Genomic DNA, 15,472 nt, shown 5'->3' on the forward strand with positions numbered 1-15,472 from the left:
TCTTAATGCAAATTGGATCTTTAGCGGATTGGTTTACGGGTGCAGCGACATTTGCGGCGGTGCTCACGACATTACTTTTTAACTTTTTTGAACGACGACGGGCGGCCAAACAGAGCATTTATAGGGCTAAGACAGCCATGGCACGGTTAAGCCTGGATGTGATTCGTCAAGTTAACGGATTGACTGACAGCGTTAGCGATGGTGATTCATTGAGCGCTGTTCATACGATGAGGATCTATGTCTTTGTGCTAACACTGATTGGCAATCAGCAAGTCAGTGAACTCTTGGAGGCCAGCGAACTGTTTTTAGTGACTGCCAACAAGACGGCTGTTGGTAAAACAGATAAGTCTGAATTGAAGGAAGCTTATGATCAGTTATTAGCAAGGACAATCTAGAGTGACTCTAATAATTTCCCAAAAGGTGTACACTATAAATGCGAACATACATTCGTAAAAGGGAGATTATTTATGAAAATAGCAGAATTTGTCGTTTTGGATCAATTTGCTGACTGGGAGGGAGCGTATCTATCCAGTCAATTGAATCAAAAGAAAGATTGGCAGATTAGAACGGCATCGGTCAAGCCCGTAGTTAAATCTATCGGTGGATTTACAACCCAAATCGATGATCTGATTTCTGACGTCCCTAAGCACATTGATTTGTTGGTTTTAATAGGTGGCAATTCTTGGAGTATTAACGATGAGTCACTTTATCAGCTTGTTTCTCACAGTTTAGCCAACGAGATTCCAGTTGGAGCCATCTGTGGAGCCGTTGATTTTCTAGCGAGAACTGGTTTGTTAACAGGATTTAAGCACACTGGGAATGCCCAATATTTGTGGAAAGATTATGTAGACTATAAAAACCCGACTGATTTTCAAAACGTTCAAGTTGTCAGCGATCGAAACCTCGTTACTGCCAACGGGACTGCCGCATTAGACTTTACGGAACAGGTTCTTAAAATGATTGGTTCCTCAGCAAAGGAGATTGCGATGGGCGTCGAGTTACATAAACTTGGTTTTTATGCTTATACAACAAAGTATGGCAACCCTTATCAATAAGGATGTTGAACTGTGCGGACACATCAAAATGTGGCCGTTTTTTATTTGCTTTTTATATCTTTTAGATATATATTATTTACATCTAAAAGATATAAAGGGACGGTAAACACTAAGATGATGAATGAGTTATATATTTTAGGAGAGTTGATGGAGAATTCAAAGACGGCATATCGTTTGCGTCAATCAATGCAGGTGTCACTTGGTCGTCACCGAAAAATTAGCTTTGGTGTTATTTATCCGCTGTTCGAACGTTTGGCAAAAGAAGGTTACATCACGCTAACGGTCCAAGGCGACGACAAACGGTCGACAAAACTGGCAGCCATTACAAAAAAAGGTGAGGCGCGATTCTTGGAATTAATGTATGCGCCAGTTCCTGAGGGTGCTCACACGGATGATATTTTTCAAATCAAGCTGGATTCAATGCAGCATCTGCCATTAACTGATCAACAGGGATTGCTGGATCAGTATATGAACGAGCAAATCGCCATTGTGAATGACTGTCAAACGGAGTTGGAACACTTAAAGAAGCACGAGCACAAAGATCACTGGTATGCGGCACAGAAGATGCAGTTACGTCTTCGTCAAGCGCAGGTAACGGAGCAGTGGATTCAAGACTTTAAAAAAGCACTGGAGAAGAACGGGGGCCTTCAGTCGAATGACTAAAGAAATCAAAATTGCGTTATTAATGGCGGCGAGCCTCTTCATGGAAATCATGGATGGGACGATTGTCACCACGGCGTTGCCGAGTATGGCGAAATATTTTCGGACTGGATCAGCCACCGTTGCACTGCTAGTGAGTATTTACCTAATTACCGTTGCGATTTTTATTCCGTTAAGTGGCTGGCTCGCTGATCGATTTGGTAAGAAACGCATGTGGCTATTGGCCGTTGGCTTATTTACGTTGAGTTCGCTGGGCAGTGCGCTGGCACCTACGTTTGCGATTCTGCTGGGGATGCGGGTGATTCAGGGAATGTCAGGCGCAATGATGACACCAACGGCTCGACTGATTGTGTTGGAAAAGACGATCCCGTCACAATTATTGCGAATGACGAGTTACTTAGTATGGCCGGCCTTGATTGCGCCAGCAATTGCTCCGTTAATCGGCGGCCTGATTGTGACATGGTGGAACTGGCGCTGGATTTTTCTGATTAATTTACCGATGGGAATCATTATTATCTTGATTGGGCTTTTTCTGATTGATCAAGATGCTCAAATAGCAGAACATCGCCAGTTTGACGTTATCGGTTTTGTTGAGATCGCGATTGCATCAGGATTGATTTTGGCTGGGGCAGAATTAGCGACTCATGGTCATTCGGAATGGCTATTAGCAGCACTGATGGTCGTCATTGGTGCAGGGATGTTAGTCTTTTCCTACTTTCACTTACGCAAAGTTGAAAATCCTTTGTTTTCCGTTTCATCACTACGAATTGAATCATTTCGGTTCACACAAACGGGCGATAGCGTTTTGTGGTTATCAGTCGGGGCCATGCCATACTTAATGACGGTTTATTTGCAAACGATTTTTCAGTGGTCACCGGTTAAAGCATCAGGCTTTGTGATTTTTATTTTTCTGGGAAATATTGGCATAAAACCCTTCACGACGGTGATTATCAAAACGCTAAAATATCGTGGCGCACTCTTTAGCGCCTTCTTGATGGTGATGGTCAGTTCGTTCTGTTTGGCATTGATTACGACGTCAACATGGCCATGGGTTATCGCGTTGCTGGCATTTATTTCCGGTGTTGGACGTTCCTTGGCGTTAACTGCCTACAATGGCCTGACGTTTGCCGATGTACCTTTAGCTGAACGTAATAGTGCGAACACGCTAACGGCTGTGATTATGACCTTAGCGCAAGGCTTAGGGGTGTCCTTGATTACAGTGATCGTCTCCGTTCTCAGTCAAACAATGACGTTGGGACACGCTTATCAGTTTGGTTTTGTTTTCTTAGGATTGCTCATGTTGTGGCCAATGTTTGAGTTAACGACGGTCAGTCGAAATATCGGTGAAAGTACGATTTAGTTTCAAACGACTTACTTTAGGTAGAACAATTTTTCTCATTGACTTTTAATAGTAACGGGCGTATATTTTTGTCAATCAAACAGCAAAACGAATTGATCAGGAAAGTAATGTTGATTGTCAGCGCTTAGAGAGCCTCTTTAGCTGAAACGAGGTCGCAGGGCACAACATGAAAATGGCCTGTGATTGGTGTCACTGAACCGCAAGGACAGGTGGCAATGACCGGCACTCATTATTGTGCACGCCATGAAAGTGGCTAGTAAGCATCAAGATGTAAGTCTTGGTGAAACAAGAATGGTATCGTGCGTGAGCGCTTCTTAAGTGATGGACTTAGGGAGCGCTTATTTTTGTGTTCAATTTTAAAGCTGTCGATTATCTGTTTAGTTAACCGTCGTGAATTTGATTTGATAGGGAGAGGTTTAATATGAAAAAAACGGGACGTTTATTAGCAGCGTTAGGCATTACGCTTGGATTGGCGTTGACATTAGCAGGTTGTGGAAAGAGTAGCAATAAAACCGTAAAAGTCGGTGTTGTGGGCGACCAGGATGCGGCCATTTGGAAGGCCGTCGGCAAGGAGACTGAAAAGAAGGACCACATTACCTTAAAGATTGTGAACTTTACCGACTATACTCAGCCGAATGCGGCGCTGTCAGACCACAGCGTAGAAATTAATGCGTTTCAAAGTTTAAACTTCCAAGATGCGTGGAACAAAGCACATCACACTAACATCGTTGCTATTGGGAATACTTATTTTCAACCATTAGCACTGTATTCTAATAAGTTTAAGAAATTGTCAGAAATCAAACGCGGTGCGCAGATTGCGATTCCGAATGACGCGGCTAACGAAACACGGGCATTAGTGCTTTTGAAACGGGCTGGATTTATCAAACTGAAAAAGGCTAGCTTGCCAACTACTAAGGACGTCACTGAGAATCGATTGGGCTTAAAGTTTACAACTGTCGATGCGGCACAAACAGCGCGTTCTCTATCCAGTGCGGATGCTGCAGTCGTCAATGGTAACTACGCTTCGGCTGCTAAGCTATCACTTAAGGATGCTCTGTATGCTGAACACTTAAAGACAGGTGGTCAGTACATCAATGTTGTTTCAACCTTGAAGAAGGATAAGAACAACGCAACGTACAAAAAGATCGTGAAGGCCTATCAGACGGAGGCAACCAAGCAGAATTTGAAGAAGTACTACAAAGGAAATACGTTACCGGCTTGGTAGAATTAATGTTAAATTAGCGAGCATCTGAGAATTTCATCAGACACAAAAATACCCTTGGATGAATCCGACTGAAGATTCATTCAGGGGTATTTACTGTCTAAGCAGTTAATAAATGTTCCACGTGTAACATGAATCAATAGTCATGCGTGCACGAGTGTCAATAAATTTATAAGGTTAGTCACACACCGACTAACTGTTTTGACGACGCAATTGCAACAGTTGATGGCTTAGAGATGCCGTTGCCTCGTAAACTTGATGGTACACAGCGTAAAATTGCTCATATTGTGCGACATGCTCCGGTTGCGGCTGATATATTTTACCGTACTGAACAAACTTTGCGACACAAGTTTTCCAGTCAGGATACCAACCCAATCCCATGGCGGCAATCATGGCAGCTCCTAATCCAGGACCCTGTTCATTAACAAGGCTGGTGACTGGTGCATTAAAAATATCTGCCTGTAGTTGCAGCCAAAACGAACTTTTGGCGCCACCACCAATAGAGACAACCTGTGAAAATGTACGATGGTTGTTCTGATAAATTTGCAAAACATCTTTAAAAGAATAAGTGATTCCTTCCAGCACTGATCGAATAAAGTCGCCTTGAGTCTGAACACCATCTACGCCAATAAAACTGCCGCGAATATCGGCATCTGCGTAGGGTGCTCGCTCTCCTACAATGTATGGTGTAAAGATAAGCCCGTTTGCGCCGATTGGCCGCTCGGCGGCTAGACTAGTGAGTTCATCAAAAGAATGTTCTGGAAGAAAAGTCCGTTTGAACCAGCCAAGACTGTAACCCGCGGCTAGGGTAACGCCCATGGAATAGTATTGGTCAGTGATCCCATGATCTTCAAATTGAAGCACACCACGGTAATTGCTTGTTTTAGGTTCCGTCTTCAGAACAACGCCAGAGGTCCCAATGCTTACCATAACTTGTTTGTCATCAACAATACCGGCGCCAATCGCGCCTGCAGCGTTATCTGCTGCACCTCCGAAGACTTTAGTGCTAGTAGATAGACCAGAGAAGGATGCGTAACTGCTCGTAATATTGCCGACGAAATCCGTGGAATTAATTAACGGCGGGCATAAATCGATGTCGATGTTTAATGCATCCAGGATTTCTTTGCTCCAAGTACCTTCGTTAACGTCAAGCATGACCGTTCCAGTGGCATCAGAGTAGTCAATAGCTAATTTGCCAGTCATTCTAAAACGAACATAATCTTTGGGAAGCAAAACCGTAGCAATCTGTTTATAAATTTCTGGCTCATTTTCTTTGACCCACAGTAACTTGGGCAGCGTGAACCCCTCTAAAGGTTGATTCTTAGTGATTGTTTCAAAACGATCACCCAAAACGTCTGTAATTTCATGACGCTGTTTTGCTGCGCGGGTGTCATTCCACAAGATTGCAGGCCGCAGTATTTGATGATTTTCGTCAAGCAGAACGAGGCCATGCATTTGACCAGAATAACTGATGCCTTCAATGTCTTCTGGTTTGAGATGATCTTTCAGGATTAAATTTACAATGGCAACAGTGGTCCCAGATACCCAGTCTTCAGGATTTTGTTCACTGTACCCAGGATGTGGTTGGTTGAGTGGATAATCAAACGATTGCTGAGCAACAATCACACCTTCCTGGTTAACGGCTGAAACCTTGACAGCGCTCGTGCCAAGATCGATGCCCAATACATAACTCATGCTTAGACCCCCTCAGAAACATGGTACCGTGCGTGATACGTTTGATTAACGCCTGCTTTTAAAATCATGTTACCAAAACCTTCGAGGTTAATCGCATTGGAAAGAATATGTGGTTCCACTGCAATACCAAGGAATGGTTTTCCTACACCCTTATTAGTTTGCATGGTTGGTGTAAACCCATTGGCTGTAAAAATAGTAACCCCGTTACGATCCGCAGTCGTTTGCAAGGTTAAGTTGCTTTCTTGATTACGAATGGTAACGTCGGCACCTGCAGGCGTGAGAAAAGTATCGTCAATCCCAGCGCCGTGATTACTGTCAATAATGCTTTTAATTGCTTGACCAACATTTTTAAAATTTCTATAATCATACATTTCGTTGTCAATAGAAGCCAGAATGCCGTTTGGCACATGTTCCTCATCCAATGCTTCAACAAATTGAGCATTGCTCTTTATGTCATGGTTTCTGATGTCTTGATTATCCTTATTTAAGTTGAAGTAGGCATGACAAGTGGGACTGAACAAGGTGTCAGTATCACAGATGGCTTGGTAAGTGATGTCAACAGCGTCGTCTTCTGAAAGCGAATAAGTGACTGTTACTGTCATGGCGCCAGGAAAACCGTCCAAAGACTGGTCTACTTGTCGACTGAATTGAAGGTAGTTATCACCATCGTCCGTGGACAAAATAGTTCCTTCCCACTGCAAATAAGCAAATCCGTGGGGGCCGCCATGAAGAGTGGTAGCGCCTTCATTTTGCTGTAACTGAAACTGCTTTCCGCCAAGCGTAAAACGACCATTTTTAATTCGACCAGTTACACGGCCAATTGTGGCGCCTAAATAGAATGGATTGTTTAAATAATGCGCAATATCAGGTTCATTTAATAACACATTTTGTGTCGTTTGATCCTGACGTGCTAAACGGTATTCGTACCAGGTTGCCCCAAAATCCAATACACTAATACTCGAACCACGTTTGTTGATTAATGTAAACTTCTTAATAAGACGACCGTTATGATGATCAAATTCTTCGATTTTGTTAGTAATCATAATGTCCTCCTACCATTATTTAGCGCGGTTGTGCAGCTCTTGCTCAATATCTTCAAGGCTACGGCCGCGGGTTTCGAATACGAATTTTGAAACGAATACAATTGCTAAAATACAAATAATCCCGTAAATAGCGAAGATTGATGTTCCTAACCAAGTTAATAAAATTGGGAAAGTTAATGAGACGATTAAGTCAGCAAACCAGTCGATAACACTCGCAAAACCAGTTCCTAACCCACGCACGTTTAACGGGAAGACTTCTGCCATTACGACCCAGGCAATTGGTCCCCAAGTTGCAGAGAAGAAAACAATGTACACGGCAAGGGCAATCATAACGATCCAGGCAGAGAGTCCAGACCCTTTTTCAGCAAAATTAGTTACGATTGCCAGTGTAAATAGTGAGACCGCCATGCCAACGGAACCAAAGTTAAGCAGCGTGCGACGGTTAAACTTATCCATGATAATGACAGCAATACCGGTAGTAATAACGGAGACGACACCTATCCCAACAGTCCCTAAAATGGCAGCCGAATTTCCGAGTCCCACCTGTGAAAAGATGGTTGGAGCGTAATATAAAACGGTGTTACATCCAGTAATCTGTTGGAAGATACATAGTCCAACAGCAATTACCAATGCAGGGTGGACAAGTTTTGAGAATAAGTCTTTTAGAGTACCAGATTCTTGTTTGTTAGCTTTTTCAATAACTGAGAGTTCATCGTTAACTTCTTCTTCATTGTCTCCCCGAAGACGCATTAATACATTTTTGGCATCCTCAGTTCGCCCAACTTTGTATAAGAATCGTGGACTTTCAGGTAGCAATACACCACCAATCAATAGGATGATTGCTGGTAGTGCAGCAAATGCTAGCATATAACGCCAGCCGTTTGTGACGTTAGCAAAACTATAGTCAATGATGTAGGCCAGTAAGATACCAGTCATAATCATTAATTGGTTAAGACTGGAAAGCGTGCCCCGGATACGAGCAGGCGAGATTTCAGCTAGGTACATTGGTACTAGTGCCGACGCACCACCGACGGCGACACCTAAGATGACCCGGGCAATGACCAAGACTATCACATCAGGTGAAAAACCTGACAGTAGGGCACCAATTAAGAAAATTAATGCTGAGAGCATCACCATTTTCTTGCGCCCGAACCGATCGGACATTGGACTGATGATAGCAGCCCCAATAATGGCACCTAAAAGAACAGCACTAACGACTAGGCCCTGCTCCAGGGAGGTAAGTTTCATTTCTGCTCGAATGTAAAGCAATGCACCAGAGATAACACCTGTATCGTAACCAAATAATAATCCGCCTAGCGCACCAAAAAAGTAAATATACCAACTGCTGCGGCTTTTTGCCGTTTTGTTTGTCATGATGCTTCTCCTTTCAAGAAAAGTGTCCTTATTCCTAACTCGGGAACGAGGACACGGCATGTTCAAACATTAGTTAGAACATGAATACCAGCTATTAAAAGATGATTATTTGTTACCACGCAGTGTAGGATAATCAGCGAATAGAACATGACGAATAGGTTCATCTTCGTCCACGTTCGAAAAACGTGGTACTGGTTCAAAGAAGCGATTGTCGACGTTGTCATCATTTGATGAAGAAACTTCCCAAACCATGATCTTGCCTGTGCCTTTGCGACCCATCCAACGGTGATAGATGCGTTGTGTCATTGTGACACTTTCTCCGGGTTCCAATGAAACGACGCCACCGGCAGGAACCGTGATTTTCTTGCCATCCTTAACTAAATGCACACCTGATTCTTTATCGAGTTGTTCATCGGCTGTTGCGTTGTAAACGGTAATGTCGAGAATACCGCCGCCACGGTTGATAGTGTCTTCTTCCTTAATCTTGTGGAAGTGCATTGGTAATTCTTGACCGTCTTCAAGGATCAAAATTTTTTCACAGTAAGGTTTTGGATAAGTTTTTTTGTCGTTGAAATTACCATTACGGAAAGTGAACGTAGCCAAGCCACGTTTAGCAAAGTCATCACTGCCAAAGTCTGTGACATCCCATCCCAACATGTTGTCAAAGATTTCCTGATATTCTGGGCCGGCATTCTTCACGTCTTCGGTTGTCCAGTTAGCAAACTCTGGGAAATAAACTTTGTGTTCTGAGGCAAAAGCAATTAAGTTATCCAAAATGGTGTTAATTTGTGAACGTTTCATGATATATAAATCTCCTTAGGTATAAGACTAGGTATTTGTTAGCTGATTTAACGAAATGAAATCGATTTCATAAAAGACCATAAAAATCATTAATGGATTTTTATGTAATGCACTTAAGGAAGCGCTTACAAAAGCTCTGATAAAAAAAGTAATTTATTACCGAATTACTAATTTAGTCCGGACGATGTCATGCGTCACGGGGCGATCAGGATTAGCGAGGCGATCCATGAGTGTAATAAACGCTTTGGTACCAATAAGATATGCTGGCTGATCTACTGAAATAATAGGATATTGAACAAAATCAAACCAAGGCTGATCATCAAAAACGGCTAGTTTCATATCCTCAATTTGCCATTCTTTAAGGACCTTCAGCACATTCATTAGAATCACATTGTTACCACAGAAGAGAGCATCGCACTGATTAGTTTGAATGAGATTAAGTGCCAATTCAGCTGTGTGTTTACCAAGGTAATCATCAAGTGCAATATCTTGCTCACGAATCGGAAAATCATGAGCTGTTAGTGCTTTTCGGAAGCCATTTAAACGCTCTGTACCGGTTGTGGCGACGGGGCTAACAATGGCATTAACGCGGGTTGCGCCTTGTTTAATTAAAGCGTCAACAGCGTTAAAACTGCCCTTTTCGTTATCAACTAAAACTGTGTCGTATAAATTGGCATCTTTACCTTGTGGCATACGATCGATGAAGACGAGAGGCATGTCATTGACCATTGAATGATAATTGGCATGATTACCGGTGCTAGCCAGAATGATGCCATCCGCCTGATGATCAACTAGCATATTGATATAACGTTGTTCTTTATCTGGATTTTCGTCAGTGTTGCAAACAATCACAGAGTAGCCACGCTTAGTAGCCGCATCTTCGATACCACGGACGAGGGTAGTGAAAAACGGATTCAATACATTTGAAATAACCACACCAATAGTTTTGGTAGTGTGATTTCGCATGCTTTGTGCGAGGGCACTCGGCCGATACTGCAATTCGTCCATCCCATCTTTAACCTTCTGGATTGTTTGTTTGCTGACCAATTCAGGTTGGTTAAGAACACGAGAAACGGTTGCTTCTGATACTCCCGCATATTGTGCTATTTGTTTAATAGTAACTTGCTTTGACAATTTTTTGCCGCCTTTATGAAATCGATTTCATATACAAGATAAACCCTAAAAATTTGTGTGTCAAGATAACTTTATTATTTTTGATAGCGCTTTCTTAATTTGCTATACAGATGTTTGGATATGTATAAACAAAAACGACATGTACTCAATGTGGCTAAGTACATGTCGTTTTATGCGGTTAAAATTCACTACGATTTTTGTCTTTTGGAACTGAAAGTTCTTGAGAAACTTTCTTTGTTACACGTGAAACAGACAGATCTTTTAGGCGAGTGCAGAAGGCGCCTTAAGTTGTGGTCCTTTGCCTTCACGAGCTAAGACCCAGTCATCAAGATTCCACTCTTCTGTTCCACGACGCCATTGACCGAAGTCCCAGCGTGATTCGCGCTCGATTTCAACAATTTCGTTGTTTGGTCCAATTGAGACCCAATTATAGGAACCGTTGTGATGAGCGAACTTGACCCACAGAATCGGCGTGGTTACGAGTTGACCAGCATCATTGGTGAAGGTGCGCGTTTCTTGGTCAATGCGCATGAAGCTCAGTTGATGAGCGTAAGCTGAATCAATGGATTGAAAGACCTGAGTCGCAAGGTTGATTGCTTGTTGACTCCTTGGCAAGCTGCCTAGTTCTTCGAAACTGAAGTTGTTGTAGCTGATGAGGCGGTTGTCGCTACCGTAAATAACCGTTACGTGAGCGTTATTGAGAACTACTGGACCTTCCTTTTGGTAGCGAACGACGGTTACCTGTTCGCCATTACGAGGGTGTTGTTCACGGCTAACTGCAACGAAATCATCTGGAATAACAAGGTTACGGTTTTCTTTGCCGTTAACGTTCAAATACTTTGTCATAAGAAAATCCTCCAATTTTAAAGAGATGTTAGTGTTGATGAGCGAGATTGGCGTTTTTAGCAATCGTCCGTTTGCGTGCACGGTTGAAAACAATGATCCCCGCGCCTGCCAAGAGCAATAAGCCAAACAGATAGGCGGTTCGTTGTGCAGCAATAATATTAGCTGCGGACTGACCGATAGCTGTGGTTGTTCGACGACCTGCATCAAACGAAAGGTGAACATAGAAGGTCAGTGTTGATAGCGTGGTTCCCAACACGAGTCCGAATTCACGCATTAATGAGTTAATCGATCCTGCCATCCCACGGTCGGCGGTTGAGACGCTTTGCATGATCAGCGTGTTGTTTGGTGTGCCAAAGACAGCCGTGCCGATAGCGATCAGTGCTGAAACACCGATGAAGACGATTGGTTCAACATGACCATTGCTGAGCACTAGGCCAATCTGAGCCAGCAGAAGGATGATTAAGCCAGCAGCCATAACACGCTGTTTGTTGAATTTATCCGTTAGTGTGCCGGCAATGGGGTTTGCTACTAAAGCGACAATCGGTGAGGCCATTAGCAGCAAACCACTGACTTGACTGGAATACTTCAACACGATTTGCAAATAGATTGGTGCCAGCAATGTGAAGAAGTAACCAACAACAAAACTGATCAATGCGGCAACGACGTTTTGTGTAAACGCACTGTTTTTAAGCAGGTTGAGATTTAATAATGGACGCGTTGCCCGACGTTCGTGATAGACGAACACAGCAATCATCGCGAAGAAGATGATGAGGCCAATAGTGGCCCACAGAGGATGGGTCATGATGACACTGGAGGCAACGAAGAAGGAAACGGCTAGGACGATTAAGTCACCGACGCCCAACCAATCTACGTTTGGTCGAGACAGCTTGCCAGGTCGAGGAAAGATAAAACATTCGGCAATGAGGCAGATGATGCCTAGTGGAACGTTGATCCAGAAAATGTACCCCCAGGGGAGGAAGGCTAAAATCAGTCCGCCTAACCCTGGTCCTGCAAGTGACCCTAATGAGATGAACAAGGCTTCAATGCCAAGCGCACGTCCCAGATACTGAGGTGGAAAAGTATCCGTTACGATGGCATAGCTGTTGGCCATCGTCATGCTGGCTCCCACGGCCTGAACAAACCGACCGAAGAGGACAAACGGTAAGTTGATGCCAAAACCAGCAAGGCCCGAACCAATCAGGAACAACGCAGTCCCAATTTCAAAGATAAATGGCCGACCGAGCTGATCGCCGAGTTGCCCAAAAAATAGTAGCAACGCACTGATCGTGATGAGGTAAATGCCGATAATGGTCGTTGTTGCGTTTGTTGAGACGCTCAAATCTCTTGCGATGGTCGGAATGGCGATACTGACGATGCTACCGTCAATGATGACCATGAAGAAGAATGAGCCGAGAATACTTAAAATAAGCCATCTTTTAAGCAACGGTCCCACTTCCTTTCTTTTACCTATTTTTTAAACAGGATTGTGTAAAGTGGACGGGGACAGGCGGTTATTCGCCGTCTTCATCGAGTTCACGTTCCAATTGGCGAATCTGCTGCTCGAGATCCTTGATGGTGTCCCGAACTTCATCCAGCGTTAGGCCTTCTGAACTGTAGCCCTTGTAATAAGCGGTGACGTAATCGTTGTCTTCGAGACGTTGCAGTTCATCGCGCAATTGTCCTAAGCGTTCAACGTCGTAATCGTACTTATCTTCGTTTAACATGATGAAGCCTCCTTGGAATTGTGTGGTTTCAAACGGAAAATAGTGAGCGGAGCAGGGCCGATGGTGCTAGCCCAATGGCTGTGGTGCCGGTAGTTGCCGGCGTTTGCCTTCACGCACCAGAACCCAGTCGTCAAAGTTCCACTCTTCGGTTGAACGGCGGGAGAGTAGGTAGTTCCAGCGGGAGTCACGCTCAACTTCAACGATTTGTCCGCCGGGCCCTACAGAAACCCAGTTATATGAGCCATTGCGGTGTGAGAATTTGACCCAGAGGATTGGTGTTTGAACGGTTCGGCCACCGTCTGTGAAAGTTCGTGTTTGCTTATCAATGCGCATGAAGCGCAAATGGCGAGCAAAGTTCGGATCAATCGATTCAAACGTTTGTTGTGCAATCTGCAATGCTTCTTCGCCACGTGGCAACGGTGCGTCACTATCGATACTGAAGTTGTTGTAGCTTAGTAGCCGACCGTCGTTGCCGAAGATAACTGTGACATGGGCATTGTTGGGAACGACTTTGCCAGCGCGTTGATAACGAATTACTGTCACTGTTTTGTGATTTCGTGGGCGTAGATCACGGGCGACTTCCACGAAATCATCTGGTAACGTCAACATCTTGTTTGGTTCATGGTGAATATCAACAAACTTTGTCATCAGGTATGCCTCCTTAATTACGTTAAACTAACGGCAATTTGGACTAAAGACTCTGTAAACGCGTCCACCTGCGCTGAAGACAGGGCGCCTAAACTCTCCTGATTAATGTGGGCTAACACATGTTTAAGAGCTGGAATCAAACGAGTGCCCTTGTTGGTCAAACTGATATTCCAGGATCGCTTATCATCTGTAGCCCGTGTCTTTTTGACTAGCCCCAGTCGGATCAGTTCATCCAAACGACGTGTCACGTTGCTAGGACTGAGATAAATCTGGTGAAATAACTGATCCTGTGTCATTTGTCCTACCAGGTTCAGTTTTAAGAGGAAATAGTAGTTACTGGCGGTTAGTTGAAGTGGCATGAGTTCATTATTTAACTGCATTTGCAACTTACGAGAAACGATATTGAGTTGTGCTAAAATCCCGTCATCTGTTGCCAGCATTGGTTTCACCTTCCTTACCTTTTTAGTGTCTAGAATTATAAAACCAAAGATTTATTTGCGCAAGCAAGTAATTATTAAAAACTTCGCAATACAAATCTTTTTGTATTTGGCGATGTTCAGTTTACTTATTAAGTCAGTTAATGATTCATCACGCCCTGATGGGACGGCTTTTTGACGGTTTTCTATTTGCATAGCTAGCCGGTGCTGTTTTTAACGAGGTTGGTTACGGCGTTGAAATCGGTTTGTTGATTTAAAAGTTTCATAGCAGGGGTAACCACTTGACCGCACCCCCAGTGGTAGTTTTATAGTTAAAGCGAATACACAACAACTTTTGATTTGGAGGAAAAACTATGAAACAACGCAACATTGGCGGTACCGATTTTAAGGCATCCGCTGTCGCATTGGGAATTATGCGAATGGAAGCATTATCCGCTGACGATGCTGCAAAAACGCTAGACAGTGCGTTTGACGCTGGCATCAATTACATTGACTCAGCTGATATTTACGGGATGGGCAATTCCGAAAAGGTCTTTAAACAGGCCTTGGCAAAGTCATCTGTCAAACGTGATCAGCTCTATATTCAATCGAAGGGTGGGATTATTTTTGATCCTGCTCGCAGTCATGGCAGTTTTGTGTTTGGCCAACGTTATGATTTTTCCAAGCAGCACTTGATTGAATCAGTTGATGGCATCTTGGAACGAATGGGCATTGATTATTTAGATGCCTTTCTGTTGCACCGGCCAGATCCACTGATGGAACCTGACGAAGTGGCAGCTGCCTTCGATGAACTGCAGGCTTCTGGTAAGGTGCGTCACTTTGGTGTATCAAACTTCAATCCTGAACAAATTGAAATGTTGCAAGCAGCAACGAGTCAACGTTTGCTCATTAACCAATTACAGTTCAGCATTATGCATTCTGGCATGATCGATGAAGGATTGCACGTCAACATGACGGATGATCGTAGTGTGATGCATGATGGTGGCCTGTTGGAATATTCACGTCGTAAGCATATGACTGTCCAGACATGGTCACCATTCCAGTACGGTTTCTTCGACGGAACATTCATTAATAACGATAAGTTCAAAGAGTTAAATGACAAACTACAAGAACTGGCTGAAAAGTACGATGTTTCTAAGAATGCTATTGCCACAGCCTGGATTTTACGTCACCCAGCTAACATGCAAGTGTTGTTAGGTACAATGACACCAGCGCACATTGTTGATAGTGCAAAAGGTGCCGACGTCGACCTCACTAAACAGGAATGGTATGACGTGTACTTTGCGGCAGGAAATGATTTGCCATAGGATAGCGTGAACTTCCCCGCTTTAGAGTTGAACGATAACGTAAAATGAGCATTGCAAAGGTGTTTTGCCTTTGCGATGCTCATTTTGTGTTATGCACGGACTAGACTCTAAGGGGAGTGAGCGCGTTTCAGATACATAGAAATGGGTGCGTCACACAACATTCAGG

The 15,472-nt window shown here is 43.6% G+C and carries 16 protein-coding genes; 6 read left to right on the top strand and 10 right to left on the bottom strand.

What is annotated here, in order from left to right; translation table 11 throughout:
• Positions 1–5 precede the first annotated feature (5 nt).
• From LDK34_RS01035 to LDK34_RS01055, 5 genes are all read left to right on the top strand, one after another.
• Positions 6–395, top strand: coding sequence for a hypothetical protein (locus tag LDK34_RS01035; RefSeq protein WP_236941209.1), 390 nt, complete (start codon positions 6–8; stop codon positions 393–395).
• A gap of 72 nt (positions 396–467) precedes the next feature.
• Positions 468–1,055: a DJ-1/PfpI family protein gene (locus LDK34_RS01040; RefSeq protein WP_236941210.1), complete on the top strand. Its 588-nt coding sequence runs from the start codon at positions 468–470 to the stop codon at positions 1,053–1,055.
• 117 nt (positions 1,056–1,172) lie between these two features.
• A complete protein-coding gene (locus tag LDK34_RS01045; protein ID WP_284144483.1) occupies positions 1,173–1,718 on the top strand; it encodes a PadR family transcriptional regulator in 546 nt (181 codons plus the stop codon).
• Positions 1,711–3,075 (top strand): MFS transporter, encoded by a 1,365-nt coding sequence (locus tag LDK34_RS01050; protein ID WP_236941212.1) that lies wholly within the window; start codon positions 1,711–1,713, stop codon positions 3,073–3,075. The genes LDK34_RS01045 and LDK34_RS01050 overlap by 8 nt, the downstream gene beginning before the upstream one ends.
• A 421-nt stretch (positions 3,076–3,496) precedes the next feature.
• Complete coding sequence (locus LDK34_RS01055; RefSeq protein ID WP_236941213.1) at positions 3,497–4,300, top strand: MetQ/NlpA family ABC transporter substrate-binding protein; 804 nt, start codon at positions 3,497–3,499, stop codon at positions 4,298–4,300.
• 189 nt (positions 4,301–4,489) lie between these two features.
• On the opposite strand, the gene xylB is transcribed toward LDK34_RS01055, so the two are convergent.
• From xylB to LDK34_RS01105, 10 genes are all read right to left on the bottom strand, one after another.
• Positions 4,490–5,992, bottom strand: coding sequence for a xylulokinase (xylB, locus tag LDK34_RS01060; RefSeq protein ID WP_236941214.1), 1,503 nt, complete (start codon positions 5,990–5,992; stop codon positions 4,490–4,492).
• 2 nt (positions 5,993–5,994) lie between these two features.
• On the bottom strand, positions 5,995–7,035 hold the full coding sequence (locus LDK34_RS01065; RefSeq protein ID WP_236941215.1) for an aldose epimerase family protein: 1,041 nt from the start codon (positions 7,033–7,035) through the stop codon (positions 5,995–5,997).
• A gap of 15 nt (positions 7,036–7,050) precedes the next feature.
• On the bottom strand, positions 7,051–8,409 hold the full coding sequence (locus LDK34_RS01070) for a sugar porter family MFS transporter (RefSeq protein ID WP_178913336.1): 1,359 nt from the start codon (positions 8,407–8,409) through the stop codon (positions 7,051–7,053).
• Between the two features lie 105 nt (positions 8,410–8,514).
• Positions 8,515–9,210 carry a D-lyxose/D-mannose family sugar isomerase gene (locus LDK34_RS01075; protein ID WP_236941216.1) on the bottom strand — a complete coding sequence of 232 codons (696 nt, stop codon included), beginning with the start codon at positions 9,208–9,210 and terminating at the stop codon, positions 8,515–8,517.
• Positions 9,211–9,366: 156 nt separating this feature from the next.
• On the bottom strand, positions 9,367–10,344 hold the full coding sequence (locus LDK34_RS01080; protein WP_236941217.1) for a LacI family DNA-binding transcriptional regulator: 978 nt from the start codon (positions 10,342–10,344) through the stop codon (positions 9,367–9,369).
• Between the two features lie 261 nt (positions 10,345–10,605).
• Positions 10,606–11,190 carry a hypothetical protein gene (locus LDK34_RS01085; protein WP_236941218.1) on the bottom strand — a complete coding sequence of 195 codons (585 nt, stop codon included), beginning with the start codon at positions 11,188–11,190 and terminating at the stop codon, positions 10,606–10,608.
• Positions 11,191–11,218: 28 nt separating this feature from the next.
• Positions 11,219–12,634 carry an MFS transporter gene (locus tag LDK34_RS01090; protein WP_250161400.1) on the bottom strand — a complete coding sequence of 472 codons (1,416 nt, stop codon included), beginning with the start codon at positions 12,632–12,634 and terminating at the stop codon, positions 11,219–11,221.
• A 67-nt stretch (positions 12,635–12,701) separates the two neighbouring features.
• The gene (locus tag LDK34_RS01095) at positions 12,702–12,914 is read right to left on the bottom strand and encodes a hypothetical protein (protein ID WP_017261358.1); all 213 of its coding nucleotides are present in this window, start codon (positions 12,912–12,914) and stop codon (positions 12,702–12,704) included.
• A 66-nt stretch (positions 12,915–12,980) separates the two neighbouring features.
• Positions 12,981–13,562 (bottom strand): hypothetical protein, encoded by a 582-nt coding sequence (locus tag LDK34_RS01100; RefSeq protein WP_236941220.1) that lies wholly within the window; start codon positions 13,560–13,562, stop codon positions 12,981–12,983.
• Positions 13,563–13,579: 17 nt separating this feature from the next.
• Entirely contained in the window at positions 13,580–14,002 is a 423-nt protein-coding gene (locus tag LDK34_RS01105; RefSeq protein WP_236941221.1) for a MarR family winged helix-turn-helix transcriptional regulator, read from the bottom strand.
• A 350-nt stretch (positions 14,003–14,352) separates the two neighbouring features.
• Between LDK34_RS01105 and LDK34_RS01110 the strand changes: the two genes are divergently transcribed.
• The gene (locus LDK34_RS01110; protein ID WP_161004167.1) at positions 14,353–15,306 is read left to right on the top strand and encodes an aldo/keto reductase; all 954 of its coding nucleotides are present in this window, start codon (positions 14,353–14,355) and stop codon (positions 15,304–15,306) included.
• The last annotated feature ends 166 nt before the right edge of the window (positions 15,307–15,472 follow it).

This window comes from Furfurilactobacillus milii, assembly GCF_021654115.1.
GTDB classification, from domain to species: domain Bacteria; phylum Bacillota; class Bacilli; order Lactobacillales; family Lactobacillaceae; genus Furfurilactobacillus; species Furfurilactobacillus milii.

Coding starts and splice junctions, on each gene's coding strand:
- LDK34_RS01100 (WP_236941220.1), bottom strand. CDS start 13,562: ATGACAAAGTTTGTTGATATTCACCATGAACCAAACAAGATGTTGACG.
- LDK34_RS01075 (WP_236941216.1), bottom strand. CDS start 9,210: ATGAAACGTTCACAAATTAACACCATTTTGGATAACTTAATTGCTTTT.
- LDK34_RS01110 (WP_161004167.1), top strand. CDS start 14,353: ATGAAACAACGCAACATTGGCGGTACCGATTTTAAGGCATCCGCTGTC.
- LDK34_RS01045 (WP_284144483.1), top strand. CDS start 1,173: ATGAATGAGTTATATATTTTAGGAGAGTTGATGGAGAATTCAAAGACG.
- LDK34_RS01095 (WP_017261358.1), bottom strand. CDS start 12,914: ATGTTAAACGAAGATAAGTACGATTACGACGTTGAACGCTTAGGACAA.
- LDK34_RS01085 (WP_236941218.1), bottom strand. CDS start 11,190: ATGACAAAGTATTTGAACGTTAACGGCAAAGAAAACCGTAACCTTGTT.
- LDK34_RS01035 (WP_236941209.1), top strand. CDS start 6: ATGCAAATTGGATCTTTAGCGGATTGGTTTACGGGTGCAGCGACATTT.
- LDK34_RS01065 (WP_236941215.1), bottom strand. CDS start 7,035: ATGATTACTAACAAAATCGAAGAATTTGATCATCATAACGGTCGTCTT.
- LDK34_RS01070 (WP_178913336.1), bottom strand. CDS start 8,409: ATGACAAACAAAACGGCAAAAAGCCGCAGCAGTTGGTATATTTACTTT.
- LDK34_RS01040 (WP_236941210.1), top strand. CDS start 468: ATGAAAATAGCAGAATTTGTCGTTTTGGATCAATTTGCTGACTGGGAG.
- xylB (WP_236941214.1), bottom strand. CDS start 5,992: ATGAGTTATGTATTGGGCATCGATCTTGGCACGAGCGCTGTCAAGGTT.
- LDK34_RS01050 (WP_236941212.1), top strand. CDS start 1,711: ATGACTAAAGAAATCAAAATTGCGTTATTAATGGCGGCGAGCCTCTTC.
- LDK34_RS01105 (WP_236941221.1), bottom strand. CDS start 14,002: ATGCTGGCAACAGATGACGGGATTTTAGCACAACTCAATATCGTTTCT.
- LDK34_RS01055 (WP_236941213.1), top strand. CDS start 3,497: ATGAAAAAAACGGGACGTTTATTAGCAGCGTTAGGCATTACGCTTGGA.